Here is an 18,880-nt window from a genome sequence, read left to right as displayed (position 1 = left end):
ACTGCAGTTTCCCGGGCGGTGAACCATTTGTTAACCATTCTCCTCAAACATTGAACTACGACGAGCAACACCACCCCGAATTGAACAAGGGCAAGAGGCAGACATGCTTAGGACAATTGCCGTAGGAAGCTTCTCATTGGTTCAAGGCACCTTCATACGGGCACTCCCCGACGGGAAAATCGCGGTGCGGGTTGGCAGACAGACCTTTGAAGGCCATCCCGTTTCTCCCGCAGCCTGAGCCGCCACTCACTTCATTCAGGCAGAAAGGGCAGCTTGCCAAAGCTGCCCTTTTCACTTTCCGCGACGGCGATCCGTCCGCTAAGGCTGCAAGGCCGCTCTTCCGGATAGTTCAGTAGCCTTCCGGACCCGCAAACCCGCCTTTCTGCCAGGTTCTCCCGCAGGTGCAGCTAAGGCATAGTGATGGTGCAGCAGCGAAGGGCCTGACCCGGCACGCCGGCCAAAGGCGGCAAGCCCCCACGCCAGGCAGGCGCTTTGTCCGGCTGCTGCACGAAATGTCAGGAGCCCCCCATCCCCCGGGGCTCAAACAAAAACAGGCCCTGGAAAAAACCAGGGCCTGTTTTTGATTTCAATCCAGGACCGGATCAGTCGAGGGTGCGGGTGATTTCCTCGCGCTCGAAGATCTCGATCACGTCATTCGGACGGATATCGTCGTAGTTCTCGAACGCCATGCCGCATTCCTGACCGGACTGAACTTCGGCGACTTCGTCCTTGAAGCGCTTCAGGGTCTTCAGTGTGCCTTCGTGAATCACCACGTTGTCGCGCAGCAGGCGCACACCGGCCGAACGGCGGGCAACGCCCTCGGTGACCAGACAGCCGGCAACTTTGCCAACGCCGGTGACCTTGAAGACTTCCTTGATCTGCGCATAGCCGATGAAGTTCTCGCGGATTTCCGCCGACAGCAGGCCGGAGGCCGCTGCTTTGACGTCGTCCACCAGATCATAGATCACCGAGTAGTAGCGGATCTCCACGCCCTTCTGGTTGGCGGTGTTGCGGGCCGAGGCATTGGCACGGACATTGAAGCCCATGATCGGCGCGCCGGAGGCTTCCGCCAGGCCAACGTCGGTCTCGGTGATCGCGCCAACGCCCGAGTGCAGCACGCGCACGCGCACTTCCTCGTTGCCGATTTTCTCCATCGCCTGAACGATGGCTTCGGCGGAGCCTTGCACATCGGCCTTGACCAGGATCGGCAGCTCGGAGACGTTCTCGTCTTCCTTGGCCTTGGCCATCAGCTGTTCCAGCGTGGTCGCAGCACCGGCAGCGGCGCGCTTGTCCTTGGCGGCCTGCTCGCGGTAGGCGGCGATTTCACGCGCCTGCGCTTCGGTTTCGGTCACGTTCAGAACGTCACCAGCCTCGGGCGTGCCGTTGAGGCCCAGGACCTCGACCGGGACCGAGGGGCCGGCTTCCTGCACACGCTCGCCCTTGTCGTTGATCAGCGCACGGACCTTGCCGTACTGCTCACCCACAACAAAGATGTCACCCTGGCGCAGGGTACCGGTCTGAACCAGAACAGTGGCGACAGGGCCGCGGCCCACATCAAGCTGCGCCTCGATTACGGCGCCCTGAGCGGCACGGTTCGGGTTGGCCTTCAGCTCCAGGATTTCCGCTTGCAGCGCGATGGCTTCCAGCAGTTCATCCAGGCCCTGGCCAGTATGCGCGGAAACTTCCACATCCTGCACTTCACCGGACATCTGCTCCACGATCACTTCGTGCTGCAGCAGATCGGTGCGGACCTTGTTCGGGTCTGCGGCCGGCTTGTCGCATTTGTTGATCGCCACGATCATCGGCACTTCGGCAGCCTTGGCATGGTTGATCGCTTCGATGGTCTGGGGCATGACCGCATCGTCCGCAGCCACAACCAGAACCACGATATCCGTCACCTGAGCACCGCGCGAGCGCATCGAAGTAAAGGCCGCGTGGCCCGGTGTGTCCAAGAAGCTGAGCACCGCGCCGCTTTCGGTTTTGACCTGATAGGCGCCGATATGCTGGGTGATGCCGCCGGCCTCGCCAGCCACAACGCGGGCGTTGCGGATCGCGTCCAGAATAGAGGTCTTGCCGTGGTCGACGTGGCCCATGATGGTGATGACCGGCGGACGGCCTTGCAGGTCCTCGTCCTTGTCTTCAACCTCTTTGATCACGTCTTCAACGTCAGAATCGGACACGCGGACAACTTTGTGGCCGAATTCTTCGATGATCAGCTCTGCGGTATCGGCGTCGATGGTCTGGTTCTGGGTGACCATCATGCCCATGTTCATCAGCGATTTGACAACTTCGCCGACGCGCTCCGCCATCCGGTTTGCCAGTTCGGAAACCACGATGGTTTCCGGCAGCTGCACGTCACGGATGATCTTCTCCCGCTCGACCTGAACGCCCATCGCCTTTTGGCGGGCGCGTTCCTGCTTGCGCTTCATCGAAGCCATCGACCGCTGACGGTTTCCGCCGCCGCCAGTTGCCTGACCCAGGGTCAGCTTACCCGAACGGCGGCCATCATCCTGGCCCTTGCCACGGCGCTGATCGCGCTCGCGGTCTGCCTTTCGGGGCGTGGCCGCAGGGGCGGGTTTGTTCGGAGCCGGACGGGCCGCTTTGGGCGCATCCGCAGCAGGCGCCGCGGCAGCGGCAGCTGCGCGTTCCTTGGCCACTTCGGCTTCACGCTTCTTGCGCTCTTCTTCCTCAGCCTTCGCCTTGGCGCGTTCTTCAGCTTCGCGCTGCTCGCGTTCCTTGGCTTCCGCTTCGGCGCGGCGGCGCTCACGCTCTTCGGCGCGGGCCTTTTCCTCGGCTTCGCGCTGCGCGGCCTCTTCGGCCTCGCGGGCCTTGGCCGCCTGCAGCGCCTTCAGGCGGCGCTCCATTTCCGCGTCACTGATCCCGGCAGGCCGGCGGGACCCTAGCCGGCCGGCGCAGCACCGCTGCCGCCTTTGGCCGCACCCGGCTTGGGAACCACAACGCGCTTGCGCTTGGTTTCCACTACGACATTCTTGGTCCGTCCATGGCTGAAACTCTGTTTCACGTTCCCCGGACGGGAACCCCCACGCAGACCCAGTGTCTTTTTGCCGTCACTATCGCTCATAAAGCTCTTTATCCTTCCGTGCGGCCGATGCCGCCCACCATTTCGCGCAAACCTTGCAGTCGTTGCGCCTCATCTACAACACGTTTGCTGAGTCCGCCAGAGGCGACGGCGGCATGTATCACAGTTTGGCGCCCAAATGCCATTCCCAGCTCGTCCGCCGTGAGGCAGCCGATAAATTTGCCCTTGTAAGGCGTGCTCAGCTTCGACTTTCCGCGCCCGGAGCCATCCGAAGCCTGGATCAGCACTTTGGCGTCTTCCTTGTAGAGCCAGTCCTTGACCTTTTCAAAGCCGGCAACCGCATCGCCGGACTTGCGCGCCAGGCTGATCAGCTCGACCAGGCGGCGGACAATCAGGCGTTCGACGTCACCTACAAGGTTTTCAGGCAGCTGCACCTGCGACTTGAAACCACGGGCAAACAGCTTCTTCTTCACCGCGGTTTCCAGTGCCTCACGGGTGGAGGACACATAGACGCCACGGCCCGGCAGCTTGCCCATGACATCCGGGAATACCTGGCCCTCAGGGCCCATCACAAACCGGATGAGGCCCTGTTTAGGTTCGGTTTCGCCGGTTGCGATGCACTTACGCTCGCTGCCTTCGGACCGGTCTTTAGTGGCGCCGCCGCGTGTCATTCAGCTCTCCTCGTGCGAAGCCCGGGTTCAGGCCTCGCCTTCCTCTTCGCCAGCGTTTTCGTCCTCGGACGCTTCCGCTTCCAGCTCGGCCGGGTCGACCCAGCCCAGGGTGATGCGGGCGGTCATGACCAGATCCTGCGCTTCTTCCAGCGACATGCCGAAAGGCTCCAGGATGCCGTCGTCCTTGACCCGCTCACCGCCGTCATTGGTCCAGCCGCCGGCCAGTTCCCAGTCGGCACAGGTGGCGAAGTCTTCCAGGGTTTTCACGTCGTCCTTGGCCAGTGCCTCGACCATCTGCGGAGTCAGCCCCTCGAAGTGGATCAGGCTGTCTTCGGCACCCAAGGCGCGGGCCGCGTCGATCGCCGCCTTGGCCTGGGCTTCCAGGTAGTCGCGGGCACGGGCCTGCAGTTCCTCGGCGGTGCCTTCGTCGACACCGTCGATGACCAGCAGCTCGTCCAGCTCGACATAAGCGACTTCTTCCAGATTGGTGAAGCCTTCGGAGACCAGCAGCTGGGCAAAGAACTCGTCCAGATCCAGGGTTTCCATGAACAGCTTGGTGCGCGCCTCGAATTCCTTCTGGCGGCGGGCCAATTCCTCTTCCTCGGTCATGATGTCGATGTCGAGGTTGGTCAGCTGCGAGGCAAGGCGCACGTTCTGGCCGCGGCGGCCGATGGCCAGGCTCAGCTGCTCTTCCGGCACCACAACTTCGATCTTGCCGGCTTCTTCATCCAGAACAACCTTGGAAACCTCGGCCGGCTGCAGTGCGTTCACCAGGAAGGTCGGCTGGTCTTCGTTCCACGGGATAATGTCGATCTTCTCGCCCTGCAGCTCGTTCACAACGGCCTGCACGCGGGAGCCGCGCATACCCACACAGGCGCCGACCGGGTCGATCGAGCCGTCATAGGAGATCACAGCAATCTTGGCGCGCGAACCGGGATCACGGGCCACCGCCTTGATCTCGATGATGCCGTCATAGATTTCCGGCACTTCCATCTTGAACAGCTCGGCCATGAATTCCGGCGCGGTACGCGACAGGAAGATCTGCGGCCCGCGCGGCTCGCGGCGCACGTCCTTGATGTAGCAGCGCACGCGGTCGTTCGGGCGGTAGCTTTCACGGCCGATCTTTTCGTTGCGGCGCAGAATTGCCTCGCCGGCGCCCACATCGACGATGACGTTGCCGTATTCCTCGCGCTTGACCAGGCCGTTGATGATGGTGCCGGCGCGGTCCTTGAATTCCTCATACTGGCGGTCGCGCTCTGCTTCGCGGACCTTTTGCAGGATCACCTGCTTGGCCGACTGGGCGGCAATCCGGCCCATTTCCACCGGCGGCACTTCCTCGACGAAGGTCTGGCCGACCTCCGGGTCCGCCATGTACTGGCGCGCCTGCTCGACGGTCATTTCGGCCTGATAGTTTTCCAGCTCGTCATCAGCAACCACGGTGCGCACGCGGGTAAAGGTGGCGCGGCCGGTCTTGCGGTCGATCGACACGCGGATGTCCATCTCGGCGCCATAGCGGCTTTTGGCGGCGCGGGCGAGGCTCTCTTCCATCGCCTCGATGACCAGACCGGGGTCGATCATCTTTTCGCGTGCCACGGCCTCAGCGGTTTGCAACAGCTCCAGCTGGTTTGCAGAGGTGATCGCCATTACTTGTTCTCCTCGTCAGACTCTTCGGTCTCGATTTCGTCGAATGCGTCTTCGTTCAGCGTGCCGGCCTCTTTGCGCTGGCGCAGCATTTCCTTGATCAGTTCATCGGTCAGGACCAGCTTGGCATCGCTCAGCCAGTCGAATTTCAAACCGATGGTCACAGATTGGCCCTGATCCTCGATGTTGATCAGAACCTCGTCGTCCTCAGTGCCTGCCAGCTCGCCCTTGAAACGGCGGCGGCCGCCGACCAGCTCTTCGGTTTCGAGCTTGGCCTCGTAGCCTTCGAACATATCAAAGTCTTTCAGCCGGGTCAGCGGGCGGTCAATGCCCGGGCTCGACACTTCCAGCGCATAGGCGTCGATGATCGGGTCTTCGACATCAAGCGTCGCACTGACCGCGTTCGAGATCGCAGCACAATCATCCACCTCAATGCCGCCCTCGGGCTTGTCGGCCATAATCTGCAGCGTTGTCGTCTTGCCGGACATCAGCCGGATCCGCACCAGTTCATAGCCCAGATCCTCGATCACCGGGGTGACGATCTCGGCCAGGCGCCGGTCGATGGCGGCTTTGGCAATCAGGTCGTTGGTCATCAGACCTCCACTTGGCGCGCGCAGGCCGGGCCTGCAAACACAAAAAAACGGGCGCGCGGCCCGTCGAAATTCCCGGTGGAGCCTTGAGCCAGAGGTTCAACGCGCCGCTGTTGTCAAAGGCATATAGGCGGGTTTGGGCGAATCTGCAAGGGGGTCGTGCCCGGCATCCGCAACCCATGGCTTCGGTGGTCAGCCCAGCTTGCCGCGGATGTCCTCGGCCACCGCATCGACAAAGCCCTGATCCTGGCCGCCGATCACCAGATAGCCAACGCCGTCGCTGACCCAAGACGCGGCTGCCATGCCGGCCAGAACCTCGCTTTGCATCGGCTTGTCATCACCCGAAGAGCGGGTGATGCAGAAAGCCACCGGCACCCCGTCCGGGCCGAGATAGGCCATTTGCAGCAGTGGCTTGCCCTTGAACCCCAATAGTTGCGCGCGCTTGAACTCCAGCCCCTCGACGGATTGCGCCGGGGACAGGTCAACGCCGTGGCCGCTGCCGAACCCGGCCAGCACTTCGGCGGTTGCTTCGGGCGCTTGCGCGGCATTGGCCACGGTGTCGGTGATGTAGAGCGACTGGTAAGAGGCAACGACCGCCTTCCAGCCCGGCGCCTTGACGGGCTGCGGTCCCGGCTGCAGCAGGTAGGTGGAGAGCACGCCCAGGCCAAAGGCCAGCGCCAGCCCGGCCACCAGCCGCAAAGGCATGCGGGTTTCACGTGGAGCAGGAATCAGCGTCTCGGGCATTTGCGGCGCGCCCAGCGCCTCGGGCGAGAAGGCCTCACGCAAGGCCGCAACCGGCAGGTCCAGCGCCTGCAGCCGCTGCGCCAAGGCGGCGTCGGAGGTCAACGCAAGCTCGACCCGGTCGCGCAGAGCGGCGTCGGCCTCACCGTCCAGATAGGCCGTCAGCTCTTCATCTGTGAATGCCGCTTGCGCTTCATTCATGTTCCCGTCTCCGTTTCCGACAGCTCTGCCGCGATCTTCTTGCGGGCGGCTGCCAGCCTGCTCATCACCGTGCCGATGGGAACATTCAGGACTTCCGCCGCCTCCTTGTAGGCAAAGCCTTCGACGTAGACGAGCAGAACCGTGACCCGCTGGCTTTCGGGCAGTTCCCCTATCTTTGAAAACACCTCACGGGCAAAAATATTCGTTTCCGTGTTTGCGCGCTGATCCGGGATCTCGGTTTCTTCCAGCGCCACCAGCCCGCCGCCGGTGCGCACGGCGGTCGCGCGCAGCTCATTCAGCCACAGCCGGTGGGCCATGCGGAACAGCCAGCGGTCCAGATGCGTGCCGGCCTCATAGCCCGCATGTTTCTCCAGCGCGCGCAGGCAGGTCATCTGCGCCAGGTCGTCGGCCCGGTCGCGCCGGCCGGTCTGCATCAGGCAGAACCGCCACAGGCGCGGGTACAGGGGGCTTATCCCCTCCCGGATCTCATCCTCAGCCGATTTTTTGCCGAACCAGCGAATAATCCGCGCTCCTGCCGTGTTTTGATCCCAGGGCCGGCTGAAATGCCGCGCCACAAGAACATTGATAATCGGAAGGACATAGGATGCTCAACTCACTGTTTCGTGGCGTTTCCGTTGCAGCGCTGGTTTTTGCAGGCCAGGCGGCGCTGGCAGGCGGCTGGGTGCTGGATGGGGCCAGCTCCAAACTCGCGTATGGTTCGATCAAGAAGGACAGCGTCGGCGAAGTGAACAGTTTCGAGGAGCTGTCTGGCACGGTGAGCAAGGACGGCATGGTGAAAGTGTCGATCTCGCTGCCGTCGGTGGAGACCTTCATTGATATCCGCAACGAACGGATGATCGAGCATGTGTTCAAGGGCGCAGGCGAGGCGACGCTGTCGGCGCAGGTCGACATGGCCGCGCTGGAGGCTCTGCCTGCCGGCGGCACCATGGTGGCGGATGTGGAAGGCAAGCTGAGCCTTCTGGGCCGTGAAATTGCAGTGGAAACCGAAATGTTCGTGGCCCGCCTGTCGGAGCGCAAGGTGATGGTTTCGACCAACGATCTGCTGTTTCTGGGCGTTGAGGATGCAGGGCTCTCCAAAGGCGTCGACATTCTGCAGGAGCTGGCCAAGCTATCTGGCATTACCCGCACGGTGCCTGTGACGGCCCGCTTTGTTTTTGAAAGCGACGGCGACACCGCGCAGGCGGCACCAGCGCAGGAAGAAGTTGAGGTCGCACTGGCCGGCGATCCGGCCAAGGGCAAGAAAGTGTTCCGCAAATGCCAGGCCTGCCACAGCTTTGACGAAGGCAAGAACGGCGCCGGACCCAGCCTGCATGGCATCATCGGCACCGGCTCTGCCGCCGTCGGCGGCTTCAAATACTCAAGCGCCTTTCAGGAGGCCAACCTGACCTGGAGCGAAGATCAGCTTGCCGCCTTTCTGGCCGATCCCAAGGGCGTGGTGCCGGGCAACCGCATGGGGTTCCGCGGGCTGAAAAAGGATGAGGATATCCAGAACGTGATCGCCTACATCCGGCAGGAAAGCTGAGAACATCGAGCAGGGGGGATGGCCGCCAAAAGGCCTCCCCCAAACTGCGTGCCTAGGCCAGCCACCAGCGTTCGGCGATGCGGCCATCGTCCAGCGGTGCGCGCTGGCCCACCTTTCGGGGAATGCCGACGCTGTGCCGGGCCGCCAGCGCCATATCGCTGGAGGAGGGATGATACAGGAACTCGCCCCGTTTCAGCAGGCCGCGCGGTTCCGGCAGAGCGGCCACGTCGACATACCCATCGCGCAGCGCTTCGGCGCGGACAGCAGCGTCAGGGATCACAATAATCTCGACCGTATCCGCCCAGCCGGCCGTGCCGGATTTGTAGTGACCCGCCACTTTGGAGGCGCGGAAGTGGCGGTCCTCCTGGCCGCGCTCCACCTTGTAGCAGCCGGTGCCTACGGCCTCGGCCAGCGGAACCGGCAACTCGCCGCCGGGGGCAATCATCTGATCAGCTCCGGCCAACAGATAGGGAAGATGCGGATTGGGCTGTGCCAGCTCGACCAGCAGCTGCTGGCTGCCCAGCGCCGTGACCGCCTGCACCTCTGCTCCGGTGATACCCTGGGATGTGAGCGAAGCAGCGGCGTCCTCAGCCGTCAGCGGTGCGCCATCATGGAAAGCCACACCCTCGCGCAGATCAAATGTCCAGGTCCGCGCATCCGCTGTGGACTGCCAGGCCGTGGCCAGCTCACCGCGCAACAGCCCGTCAGGAGCAATTTCGGTAAGCGTGTCATAGACCGCACCGCGGGCCGCTTGCTCCAGCATGCGGCCATCACGTGGTACCGCCAGACGCAGCACGCCGCCGGTCTTAGGCGCAGCATTGACCGACCCGCCGGCCGCTGCCAGCAAGGCGGCTGCAGCACCTGAAGTAAACAGCGCGCGGCGGTCGATGCGTGTCATCGGACAAGCTCCCCTGCAATCCGGTCCATCGCCCGGACCAGCTCAGCGCTGATTCCCGGCTCCGACAAAGCATGGCCGGCATTGCGCACCATCTTCAACTCCGCATTTGGCCACAGTTCGTTCAATTTCCAGGCAGAGGACGGCGGGCAGATCATGTCGTAACGGCCCTGCACGATCACCCCCGGAATATGCGAAATCCGCCCCATGTTGGCGAGGATCTGGCCGTCGTAATCCAGGAAGCCGTGATTGATGAAATAGTGGTTCTCCAGCCGGGCAAAGGCGCGGGCGTAATCGCCGGGGCTGTCGCCGCTCTGGCCGTTTGAATGCACCGAGGCCAGCGCGTTCTCCCAGGCTGACCAGGCACGGCCAAAACGCACTTCCTCATCCAGGTTTCCGGAAAACAGCCGCTTGTTGTAGGCCCCGATCATGTCGCCGCGCTCGGAATCCGGCACCAGGGAGACGAATTTTGCCCAGGTTTCGGGCCAGAACTTGCCGGCGCCGCCGCCATAGAACCAGTCCAGCTCGCCCTTGGTCATCAGGAAGACGCCGCGCAGGATGATGTTCTGAACCCGGTCCGGGTGGGTCTGGGCATAGATCAGCGCCAGGGTCGCCCCCCAGCTGCCGCCGAACAGGATCCAGGATTCGATACCGAACTGACGGCGAATCAGCTCCATGTCGGCAACCAGATGCCAGGTGGTGTTATCCTCGCAGGAGGCATAGGGGCGCGAGCGGCCGCAGCCGCGCTGGTCGAACAGGATGATTCGGTACACATCCGGATCGAAATACCGCCGCATTGCCGGGCTGCTGCCGCCGCCGGGGCCGCCATGGCACACGATCACGGGAATGCCATTGGGATTGCCGCTTTGCTCGGCATATATGCGGTGGCCCTGGCCTGCGTCGATCATGCGCTGGTCAAAGGGCTCGACCGGCGGGTAAAGATAATGCACAGCGCGCTTTTGGTCCGGGTATCTATCCATTACTGACCTTAGTGAAACGTCAGACTACAAAAGAGCACACGGAGACAGGAATGCAAGCGCATCAATCCACAGTCGACCCTGCGGAAGTCGCCAAATTCGAGGCGATGGCAGCGGAGTGGTGGGATCCGAACGGCAAGTTCAAGCCGCTGCATATGCTGAACCCGTGCCGCCTGGACTATATCACCAGCCAGATCGCCGGCGAGTTCGGCCGCGACCTCACGTCACGGCGCCCGTTCGAAGGCCTGCGCCTGCTGGATATCGGCTGCGGCGGCGGGCTGCTGAGCGAGCCGATGGCGCGGCTGGGCGCAACCGTGGTCGGCGCCGATGCCGCCGAGGGCAATCTGCCGGTCGCCCGCATTCATGCCGAGCAGTCCGGGCTGGAAATCGACTACCGCCACACCACCGCCGAGGCGATGGCGGATGCCGGTGAGCAGTTCGACGTGGTGCTGAATATGGAAGTGGTCGAACATGTGGCGGATCCGCTGGGTTTCCTCACCGCCAGCCAGCAGCTGCTGAAACCCGGCGGGCTGCTGATCTGCTCGACTATCAACCGCAATCCCAAGAGCTTTGCCGTGGCGATTTTCGGGGCCGAGGTGATCATGCGCTGGCTGCCGCGCGGCACCCATGAGTGGTCCAAATTCATCACCCCGGATGAGCTGTTCGAACTGCTGCGCAAGGCGGGTCTCAACGCGGTGGACCGCAAGGGGTTCGTGTTCAACCCGATCACCTGGAACTGGTCGATCTCCGAGCGCGACCTGTCGGTGAACTACGTGACCGCCAGTGTGAAACCCCGCTGACGCCTGCATTCATTGGTGCAAGGATCCGATCCCTATCCTTAAGGATAGGGAGTAATCCCTTTGCGCGCTTTGGGTCTCCGGCACCGCTTGCTATCGTCGGATAACGGATATGGAATACTATCCGGTCTGTACGGGGCTAAGCCCTGGAACCGAGTGAAATTCTTACCACCTCCACTGGTGGGTCCGCCCAGAGGTTTTCGAGACCGCCACTCACGGATGATGGGGATCGATGGGGGAGAAGGGCGCCTGCTTGCAGGCGTCCTTCTTGTTATTCAGGCAGGATTTGGCGCTGAAAAGCAGCCTCAGCCGCTTTCTTCCAGCTTCCCGCGCAGCTCACGCAGGATCGGCAGTGTCGCGCGGACCCGGTCGCTTCCCAGCTCGCCGACCACCTCAGAAATCACTGGAATAATCCCCGCCAGCGCCGCATCGCGGGCCTGCTTGCCGGCCGGACTGATCGCCACCATCTTGCGGCGCGCGTCGTCCCAGTCGGGGCGGACATGGATGTCAGCCGGCCACCTCCAGCTTGTTCAGCGTGTTGGTCATTGCGCCGCGGGTCACGTGAAACGCCTTGGCCAGCTGTGCAGGCGAGCGTTCCAGCCCCGCGCGGGCCAGATGGTTCAGCACCGAGAAATGCGACAGCTCCATCCCCTTGGGCAGCACTTTGCTGAGGCGGGACCGGGCCAGCTGGTCAGCCATGAGTATTTCGCTGAACAGCGATACCGCCAGGGAATTGGTCTCGTCCATCAGGGTCCGTCAAACTCCCGGTCGTGGGTCAGGGAAGGCACGCGCTTGCGTGCTTCTGCCACTTTTTCCAGGTCGAGATCAACGAAAGTCACGCCCGGCTCCTGACCCGCATCGGCCAGCACCTCGCCCCAGGGCGCCACGGCCAGCGAATGGCCGTAGGTCTTGCGGCTTGGCCCGCGGGAAGCAGGGTGCTTGCCGGTCTGGGCCGGAGCCAGCACAAAGCATCCGGTCTCGATCGCGCGGGCACGCAGCAGCGAATGCCAATGCGCAGCCCCGGTAACATAGGAGAACGCCGCCGGCGCGGTGATGATCTGCGCCCCGCCCTTGGCCAGGGCCCGGTGCAGATGCGGAAAGCGCACATCGTAGCAGATGGTCATGCCGATACTGGCAAAGGGCGTTTCCGCCACAACCGCCTGGGTGCCCGGGCGGTAGCCATCGGATTCGCGGTAGGTTTCCTCGGGCGTGACCTCCACGTCGAACATGTGGATCTTGTCATAGCGCGCTTTAATCTCGCCCGTGGGGGAAATCAGGAACTGCCGGTTGGCAAAGCGGCCATCGTCGTCGTGCGTCTTGATACCCAGCGAGCCCAGCAGCAGCCAGATGCCGTGTTTGGCAGCCTCATCGCGCAAGGCGGCCAGGGTCGGGTCGTCCTCTTCATGGCACAGCACGCCGTTCTGATGGGTGCGGCTGCCGGAGAGGCAATTGGTGACCTCAGGCGTCAGTACAAAACCCGCCCCGCCGCGCACAGCCTCCGCGATCATCTCCTGTACCGTTTCCAGGTTTTCAGCTGGAATGTCGGTGGATGTCATTTGCAGCAAAGCTGTGCGCATATCAGGTCTCCGGGTTCAGGCCGCCAGCAACGGGTCGAGCTTGCCCGCCTGCTCCAGCGCATAAAGGTCGTCACAGCCGCCGACATGGGTGTCGCCGATGAAGATCTGCGGCACGGTGCGGCCGCCATTGGCGCGCTCGATCATTTCCGCCTTGCGGCCCGGCTCTGCCAGCACGTTGACTTCGGAAAAGCTGACGCCTTTCTGGTTCAGCAGGCGCTTGGCCGCGTGGCAGAAGCCGCAGAGAGGCGAAGTGTAGATTTCAACGGTTTTCATTCAGGACCCCATGATCTGGTTTGCAAGGTTTTGGAGGAATTGGGGGTTCATTGCAACAATTGCCAGAGGGCGGCGCTTTGCCTCACGCTTGCGTGACCCGGGCCAGCACCGCGACCCGTACCTCCGCGGCACCTGCCTGCAGGCAAGCATCGGTGCAGGCGCTGAGCGTCGCGCCGGAGGTCATCACGTCATCCACGATCAGGACAACGCGGTCCTTGACCCGCTCCAGCCGGTGCGGATGCGCCGTGATTGCGGTGCCCAGAAGCTGATAGCGCTGATCCCGCGTCTTCCCCTCCAGCGCCGGGGTGTGCCGCGCGCGGACGAGCAGATCCGGGCAATGGTCCAAGCCGCTGCGTTTCGCCAGTGCGTCCGCCAGCAAAGCCGACTGGTTGTACTTACGTTTCAAAAGGCGCGTCCAATGCAGCGGCACCGGGCAGAGCAGCGGGTCATCCTGCAGCAAAGGCTGCGCCGCCCGCTCCAGCCAGACTGCCGCCGTCTGCGCAATTTCGGTCCGGTCGCCGTGCTTCAAGCCCAGCACCAGCTTGCGCCCCTGCCCTTCATAGAGCAGCGCCGACCGGCCCTGGCTCCATGGCCGCGGGTGGCGCAGGCAGCTGTCGCATTCCAGCCGGAAACCATCCCCCTCTCCGGGCAGCGGTACTCCGCAGGCCTCGCACACTGTGCCGCTGACGAAATGCATATCCGCCCAGCAGGTGCCACAGAGGCCAAAGTCGCTATCCACCAGCCCGCCGCAGCCCATGCATTGGGATGGGTAAATCAGCGAAACAGCTGTTTGAATCCCGGTCAGCAGCATCTAAATAGCCCCCATGACACAAGCACCCGGAAATCAGGCGCCTCAGCAGCTTTTCGACCGCCGCGCTTTGGCGGCCCGCCGTGCCCGCCGAAACGCGGACGCATTGTTCCTGCATCAGATGGCACGGGACGAGGCCAAGGATCGCCTGAGCTTGGTTAACAGATCCTTTACAGCGCCAGCCGTGGTCTGCCCGTTCCCCGAAGTCTGGGAGGGTTTCCTGCCTGGTGCCAAATTTGTTCTGGACGATGATGTGCTGGCACTGGCGGAAGGCGCGCATGACGTGGTGATCCACGCCATGGCCCTGCATTGGGCCAATGATCCGGTCGGCCAGCTTATCCAATGCCGCCGTGCGCTGAAGGAAGACGGTCTTCTGCTAGTGGTCCTGCTGGGTGGCCAGACCCTGCACGAATTGCGCGCCGCCATGGCCGAGGCTGAGACCGCGGTGATGGGCGGGTTGTCGCCGCGGGTCGCGCCGATGGGAGAGATCCGCGACCTGGGCGGGCTGCTGCAACGGGCCGGGTTCGCCTTGCCGGTGGCCGACCTGGTGCCGCTCACCGCCGAGTACCGCGACCTGACCCACCTGGTCCACGACCTGCGCGGCATGGGAGAGACCAACGCCCTCGCCCAGCGCCTGAAACAACCGGCGCCGCGGGCGCTGTTCCAGCTGGCCGACCAAATCTACCGGGAACACTTCGCCAATGCCGAGGGCCGGCTGCCTGCCACGTTCGAGCTGGTTTGCCTAACAGGCTGGTCGCCGTCGGACAGCCAGCAGAAACCCCTGCGCCCCGGCTCTGCCCAGATGCGGTTGGCTGATGCGCTGAAAGTGCCGGAATCCAAACTCTGATCCCGATAATCTGCACCTATGGCTGCGCCAATGTGATCCAATTGGCCTTTCGCCCGTAAAGACAGTACCTTCCCACCATTCACCGAATTTCCAAGCCCTACAGGACCCGCCCATGCTGGACGCCGCCCGGACCGCCAAATGCCCTGCCCATGCCCCTGCCGACCATCCCGAGATCCCGGCAGAAAAGATCGGCATCCTGCTGGCCAACCTCGGCACACCAGACGACTATTCCTACTGGCCGATGCGCCGGTATCTGAGCGAGTTTCTGTCCGACAAGCGGGTGATCGACTATCCGTCCTGGAAATGGCAGCCGCTGCTGCAACTGATCATCCTGACCAAGCGGCCGTTCTCCTCGGGCGCGGCGTACAAGTCGATCTGGAATCACGACAAGGGCGAAAGCCCACTGATGACCATCACCAAGGACCAGACCGCCAAGATGGCAGAGGTGATGAAAGTGCGCTACGGCGATCAGGTGATGGTCGAATTCTGCATGCGCTACGGTAACCCGTCGACCAAGTCCAAGGTGCGGGAAATGGTGAAAGCCGGCTGCCAGAAGATCCTGTTTGTGCCGCTTTACCCGCAATATGCCGGCGCAACCTCCGGCACCGCAAATGACCAATTCTTCCGCGCGCTGATGGAAGAGCCCTGGCAGCCCGCGGCCCGCACCATCGAACCCTATTTCGATCAGCCCGCCTATATCGACGCTTTGGCGCGTTCGGTTGAAGAAGCCTATGCCAAAGCAGAAAAGCGCCCTGACATCCTCGTGGTCTCCTACCACGGGATGCCCAAGCGCTATCTGATGCAGGGCGATCCCTACCACTGCCAGTGCCAAAAGACGACGCGGCTCTTGAAAGAACGACTGGGCTGGGACGACACCCGGATCACAACCACCTTCCAGTCGGTGTTCGGCCCCGAGGAATGGCTGAAACCCTACACGGTGGATCACGTCGCCACGCTGGCAAAAGAGGGCAAGAAGAATATTGCGGTAATCGCCCCGGCGTTTTCAGCCGACTGCATCGAGACCTTGGAAGAGATCAATGAAGAGATCCGCGAAAGCTTTAAGCACGCGGGCGGCGAGGACTTCCTCTATATTCCCTGCCTCAACGATGATGAGGATCACATTACGGCACTGGCAGGCGTAATTGAGCAGAACCTGAAAGGCTGGCTGGACTAAACGCCCCTCCCGGTCCACATAGGATCCAATATTGGATCGCCGGGCACACCGGCAGACCGGGGAGAGTTTGGATGACGCTTGCGCATTGGGCCGCCGCCCTGAAACAGCATTGGGGCATCGAGGCGGAGCTGACCCGCCTCGATGGGGAATACGACCTGAACTTCCTGGCTAAGGGAGCGGATGGCCAGGGATACATCCTGAAAGCCATGCGCCCCGGCTGCGAGACTTGGCTAGTCGACATGCAGGTGAAGGCGTTCGAACACATCGCCGCCCGCCAGCCCGGTCTGCCTTGCCCGCGGGTGATTGCCTCCGCCGACGGTGAATCCCTGATGACGATCACGGATGAAGTCGGCAAGGACCGGCTGGTCTGGCTGCTGAACCAGCTGCCCGGGCGCTGCTATGCAAAGGTAGAACCCAAAACCGATGCTCTGATCCATGAGATCGGCCAGGTTCTGGGCGGCTCAGCCAAGGCGCTGGCGGATTTCCGGCACGAAGGGCTGGAGCGCGAATTCAAATGGGACCTGATGCGTGCGGGATGGGTCACCGATCAGCTCTCCTGCGTCAACGACCCTGCGCGCCGCGCGATCCTGGAAGATATTTTCGCCAATTTTGCCAAGTTTGAGCCTGTTTTGGCCGAACTTCCCAAACAGGCCATCCACAATGACGCCAATGACTACAACATCATTGTGGCGGGCCAATTGGGTGAGCCGCGCCGGGTGTCCGGCCTCATTGACCTCGGCGACATGTGCGCCGCACCGCGTGTTTGCGACTTGGCGATTGCCGCGGCCTATATCGTGCTGGACCATTCTGTCCCCGAAGCAGCCCTTGCTTCCCTGGTGGCAGGCTATCACCAGGCCTATCCGCTGACACCCGCTGAAGTGGACATGGTCTGGCCGTTGCTGCGTATGCGGCTGGCGGTCAGCGTGGTGAACTCGACCCTGATGGCAGCGGACAATCCGGACGATCCCTATATCACCATCTCGCAAGCCCCGGCTTGGCGGTTCTTGGAAGGCAATGCCTTGCATGGCGGCCTGCTGACCGCCCGGCTGCGCGCCGCCTGCGGCCTGCCCGTGGTAGACGGAGCTGACCGCGTGATGGCCTGGCTGGAACAGGAGCGCGGCAATTTCGCGCCGCTGATGGGCGAGGATCTGGCGGATGCACCGATGGGCTCGCTCTCCGTCGAACACTCCACCTGGCCGCAGAACCCGTTTAACATGCCGCTGGAGGAAGCCGCCAGGGTTGGTGAGGAGTTCGAGGACAATGGCCGTATCTGGCTCGGCTATTATCACGAACCGAGGTTGATCTATGCGGAGCCGGCATTCCGCAAGGGGCCGTGGAAGGCCAGCGACCGCCGCACGGTGCATCTTGCCGTCGACGCATTTGCACCGGCCGGCACACCGATGTTTGCCCCCTTGCGCGGCGAGGTTTTCGTGGCTGAATACCGGGCCGGGCATCTGGACTACGGCGGGGTGATCATCCTGCGCCATGAAACGCCTGAGGGGGATCCGTTCTATACGCTCTATGGCCATCTGAACCCGGAATTCCTCGACCGGTTGAAACCTGGTGACGTGGTGGAACAGGGAGAGGAATTCTGTTGCCTGGGCGATCCCAGTCAAAATGGCGGCTGGGCGCCGCATGTACATTTCCAACTGGCACTGACGACCGAAGGGATCGAGGCCGACTGGCCCGGCGTCGGCGATCCGGACGAGATGTATCTATGGCGCGCAGTCTGCCCGAACCCGGCCGCGCTGCTGAACCTGCCGGACGAAAAGGTCCGCTATCACCCCACCGACAAGGAGAAGGTTCTGGAAGGGCGCCGCGCACATTTCGGCGGCAACCTCAGCCTCACCTACAACGACCCGGTGATGCTGGTGCGGGGTTGGAAGCACCATTTGTTTGACGAATGGGGCCGCCCCTATCTGGACGCCTACAACAACGTCCCCCACGTCGGCCACGCGCATCCCCGCATCCAGGCCGTCGCGTCAGACCAGCTTAAGCGGATGAACTCCAACACCCGCTATCTACATCCGGCGCAAACTGCCTTTGCAGACAAGATCCTGTCAAAGCTGCCGGATCACTTCGAGGTTTGCTTCTTTGTCAATTCCGGCACTGAGGCCAACGAGCTGGCCCTGCGCCTGGCCCGTGCCCATACCGGTGCCAAAGGCATGGTAACGCCGGACCACGGCTACCATGGCAACACCACGGGCGCGATCGACATCTCGGCTTATAAGTTCAACAAGCCCGGCGGTGTTGGCCAGGCCGGCTGGGTCGAACTGGTGGAGGTCGCCGATGACTACCGCGGCTCCTTCCGCCGCGGTGATCCAGACCGAGCACAAAAATTCGCGGATCTGGTAGACCCGGCCATCGCGAATCTGCAACGAAAGGGCCACGGCGTGGCCGGCTTCATTGCGGAAACCTTCCCTTCGGTCGGCGGCCAGATCATTCCGCCCCAAGGCTACCTGCCCGCAGCCTATGAGAAAATCCGGGCCGCCGGCGGCGTTTGTATCGCTGATGAAGTGCAAACGGGGCTCGGCCGTCTGGGCAAGTATTACTTCGGCTTCGAACACCAGGGCGCACTGCCGGACATCGTGGTGATGGGCAAACCCATTGGCAACGGCCATCCCTTGGGTGTGCTGGCGACGACCAAGGCCATCGCAGAAAGCTTTGACAATGGCATCGAGTTCTTCTCAACCTTCGGCGGTTCGACGCTTTCCTGCCGGACTGGCAAGGAAGTGCTGGATATCGTTGACGACGAAGGGCTGCAGGAAAATGCCGAGGCTGTGGGTGCCGTGCTGATCGAAGGTTTACGGGAAGCAGAGCGGAAACACGCCTGTGTCGGCGACGTCCGGGGTATGGGGTTGTTTCTGGGGCTGGAGCTGATCAACCCGGACGGCTCGGAAGCCACAGAGATCTGCGCCTACGTTAAGAACCGGATGCGCGACCACCGCATTCTGATCGGCAGTGAGGGTCCCAAGGACAACATTCTGAAAATCCGGCCGCCTTTGACCATCGAAGCTGAGGACGCGCAGATGATCGTCACAGTGCTGGACAAGATCCTTGCTGAAGTGGCGGCAGTCTGACCCCCCTTCACCTCCTGCAATCAGG

Annotated in this window: 15 protein-coding genes and 2 pseudogenes; 5 read left to right on the top strand and 12 right to left on the bottom strand. The window is 62.6% G+C overall.

Annotation, left to right across the window (positions count from 1 at the left end; genetic code table 11):
• Positions 1-602 precede the first annotated feature (602 nt).
• The 6 genes and pseudogenes from infB to ACXAEH_RS14965 form a co-directional block, all read right to left on the bottom strand.
• Positions 603-3,082: pseudogene (infB, locus tag ACXAEH_RS14990) on the bottom strand (translation initiation factor IF-2).
• An 8-nt stretch (positions 3,083-3,090) separates the two neighbouring features.
• Complete coding sequence (locus ACXAEH_RS14985) at positions 3,091-3,711, bottom strand: RNA-binding protein (RefSeq protein ID WP_475033882.1); 621 nt, start codon at positions 3,709-3,711, stop codon at positions 3,091-3,093.
• Between the two features lie 27 nt (positions 3,712-3,738).
• Entirely contained in the window at positions 3,739-5,355 is a 1,617-nt protein-coding gene (nusA, locus tag ACXAEH_RS14980; protein ID WP_475033880.1) for a transcription termination factor NusA, read from the bottom strand.
• The gene (rimP, locus tag ACXAEH_RS14975; protein WP_475033879.1) at positions 5,355-5,945 is read right to left on the bottom strand and encodes a ribosome maturation factor RimP; all 591 of its coding nucleotides are present in this window, start codon (positions 5,943-5,945) and stop codon (positions 5,355-5,357) included. Before rimP ends, nusA begins: the two co-directional genes overlap by 1 nt.
• A 189-nt stretch (positions 5,946-6,134) precedes the next feature.
• Positions 6,135-6,884 (bottom strand): anti-sigma factor family protein, encoded by a 750-nt coding sequence (locus ACXAEH_RS14970; protein ID WP_475033878.1) that lies wholly within the window; start codon positions 6,882-6,884, stop codon positions 6,135-6,137.
• Positions 6,881-7,348: an RNA polymerase sigma factor gene (locus ACXAEH_RS14965; protein WP_275041457.1), complete on the bottom strand. Its 468-nt coding sequence runs from the start codon at positions 7,346-7,348 to the stop codon at positions 6,881-6,883. Before ACXAEH_RS14965 ends, ACXAEH_RS14970 begins: the two co-directional genes overlap by 4 nt.
• Before the next feature lie 140 nt (positions 7,349-7,488).
• Here ACXAEH_RS14965 and ACXAEH_RS14960 point away from each other — a divergent pair, with 140 nt between their 5' ends.
• On the top strand, positions 7,489-8,427 hold the full coding sequence (locus tag ACXAEH_RS14960; protein WP_475033876.1) for a c-type cytochrome: 939 nt from the start codon (positions 7,489-7,491) through the stop codon (positions 8,425-8,427).
• A 52-nt stretch (positions 8,428-8,479) separates the two neighbouring features.
• Here the strand turns inward: ACXAEH_RS14960 and ACXAEH_RS14955 are convergent, their stop codons facing one another.
• Both ACXAEH_RS14955 and pip read right to left on the bottom strand, forming a co-directional pair.
• Positions 8,480-9,325 carry an ABC transporter substrate-binding protein gene (locus ACXAEH_RS14955; RefSeq protein ID WP_475033875.1) on the bottom strand — a complete coding sequence of 282 codons (846 nt, stop codon included), beginning with the start codon at positions 9,323-9,325 and terminating at the stop codon, positions 8,480-8,482.
• Positions 9,322-10,302 carry a prolyl aminopeptidase gene (gene pip, locus ACXAEH_RS14950; RefSeq protein ID WP_475033874.1) on the bottom strand — a complete coding sequence of 327 codons (981 nt, stop codon included), beginning with the start codon at positions 10,300-10,302 and terminating at the stop codon, positions 9,322-9,324. Before pip ends, ACXAEH_RS14955 begins: the two co-directional genes overlap by 4 nt.
• Positions 10,303-10,352: 50 nt before the next feature.
• Here pip and ubiG point away from each other — a divergent pair, with 50 nt between their 5' ends.
• Entirely contained in the window at positions 10,353-11,099 is a 747-nt protein-coding gene (gene ubiG / locus ACXAEH_RS14945) for a bifunctional 2-polyprenyl-6-hydroxyphenol methylase/3-demethylubiquinol 3-O-methyltransferase UbiG (protein ID WP_475033872.1), read from the top strand.
• 302 nt (positions 11,100-11,401) lie between these two features.
• Here the strand turns inward: ubiG and ACXAEH_RS14940 are convergent.
• The 4 genes and pseudogenes from ACXAEH_RS14940 to ACXAEH_RS14925 form a co-directional block, all read right to left on the bottom strand.
• Positions 11,402-11,843: pseudogene (locus ACXAEH_RS14940) on the bottom strand (MarR family winged helix-turn-helix transcriptional regulator).
• On the bottom strand, positions 11,843-12,673 hold the full coding sequence (locus tag ACXAEH_RS14935; protein WP_475033871.1) for a carbon-nitrogen hydrolase family protein: 831 nt from the start codon (positions 12,671-12,673) through the stop codon (positions 11,843-11,845). The pseudogene ACXAEH_RS14940 and the gene ACXAEH_RS14935 overlap by 1 nt, the downstream one beginning before the upstream one ends.
• Positions 12,674-12,688: 15 nt before the next feature.
• Positions 12,689-12,946: a glutaredoxin 3 gene (grxC, locus tag ACXAEH_RS14930; protein ID WP_039126576.1), complete on the bottom strand. Its 258-nt coding sequence runs from the start codon at positions 12,944-12,946 to the stop codon at positions 12,689-12,691.
• 82 nt (positions 12,947-13,028) lie between these two features.
• A complete protein-coding gene (locus ACXAEH_RS14925; protein WP_475033870.1) occupies positions 13,029-13,757 on the bottom strand; it encodes a double zinc ribbon domain-containing protein in 729 nt (242 codons plus the stop codon).
• A gap of 13 nt (positions 13,758-13,770) precedes the next feature.
• Here ACXAEH_RS14925 and ACXAEH_RS14920 point away from each other — a divergent pair, with 13 nt between their 5' ends.
• The 3 genes from ACXAEH_RS14920 (at position 13,771) to ACXAEH_RS14910 (ending at position 18,855) form a co-directional block, all read left to right on the top strand.
• Complete coding sequence (locus tag ACXAEH_RS14920) at positions 13,771-14,601, top strand: methyltransferase domain-containing protein (RefSeq protein ID WP_475033868.1); 831 nt, start codon at positions 13,771-13,773, stop codon at positions 14,599-14,601.
• A 112-nt stretch (positions 14,602-14,713) separates the two neighbouring features.
• Positions 14,714-15,775, top strand: coding sequence for a ferrochelatase (gene hemH, locus ACXAEH_RS14915; RefSeq protein ID WP_475033867.1), 1,062 nt, complete (start codon positions 14,714-14,716; stop codon positions 15,773-15,775).
• Positions 15,776-15,846: 71 nt separating this feature from the next.
• Positions 15,847-18,855 carry an aminotransferase class III-fold pyridoxal phosphate-dependent enzyme gene (locus ACXAEH_RS14910; RefSeq protein ID WP_475033865.1) on the top strand — a complete coding sequence of 1,003 codons (3,009 nt, stop codon included), beginning with the start codon at positions 15,847-15,849 and terminating at the stop codon, positions 18,853-18,855.
• Positions 18,856-18,880 lie beyond the last annotated feature (25 nt).

The organism is Leisingera sp. ABM4_060, from assembly GCF_056158765.1.
Note: the sequence above shows the minus strand (reverse complement) of the source record. Positions and strands in the feature narration are given on the sequence as shown.

Bases quoted from the DNA above. Each gene is read 5' to 3' on its own strand.
- ACXAEH_RS14960 (WP_475033876.1), top strand. From the start codon at position 7,489: ATGCTCAACTCACTGTTTCGTGGCGTTTCCGTTGCAGCGCTGGTTTTT.
- ACXAEH_RS14910 (WP_475033865.1), top strand. From the start codon at position 15,847: ATGACGCTTGCGCATTGGGCCGCCGCCCTGAAACAGCATTGGGGCATC.
- ACXAEH_RS14935 (WP_475033871.1), bottom strand. From the start codon at position 12,673: ATGCGCACAGCTTTGCTGCAAATGACATCCACCGACATTCCAGCTGAA.
- ACXAEH_RS14970 (WP_475033878.1), bottom strand. From the start codon at position 6,884: ATGAATGAAGCGCAAGCGGCATTCACAGATGAAGAGCTGACGGCCTAT.
- ACXAEH_RS14925 (WP_475033870.1), bottom strand. From the start codon at position 13,757: ATGCTGCTGACCGGGATTCAAACAGCTGTTTCGCTGATTTACCCATCC.
- pip (WP_475033874.1), bottom strand. From the start codon at position 10,302: ATGGATAGATACCCGGACCAAAAGCGCGCTGTGCATTATCTTTACCCG.
- grxC (WP_039126576.1), bottom strand. From the start codon at position 12,946: ATGAAAACCGTTGAAATCTACACTTCGCCTCTCTGCGGCTTCTGCCAC.
- nusA (WP_475033880.1), bottom strand. From the start codon at position 5,355: ATGGCGATCACCTCTGCAAACCAGCTGGAGCTGTTGCAAACCGCTGAG.
- ACXAEH_RS14920 (WP_475033868.1), top strand. From the start codon at position 13,771: ATGACACAAGCACCCGGAAATCAGGCGCCTCAGCAGCTTTTCGACCGC.
- hemH (WP_475033867.1), top strand. From the start codon at position 14,714: ATGCTGGACGCCGCCCGGACCGCCAAATGCCCTGCCCATGCCCCTGCC.
- ubiG (WP_475033872.1), top strand. From the start codon at position 10,353: ATGCAAGCGCATCAATCCACAGTCGACCCTGCGGAAGTCGCCAAATTC.
- ACXAEH_RS14985 (WP_475033882.1), bottom strand. From the start codon at position 3,711: ATGACACGCGGCGGCGCCACTAAAGACCGGTCCGAAGGCAGCGAGCGT.
- rimP (WP_475033879.1), bottom strand. From the start codon at position 5,945: ATGACCAACGACCTGATTGCCAAAGCCGCCATCGACCGGCGCCTGGCC.
- ACXAEH_RS14955 (WP_475033875.1), bottom strand. From the start codon at position 9,325: ATGACACGCATCGACCGCCGCGCGCTGTTTACTTCAGGTGCTGCAGCC.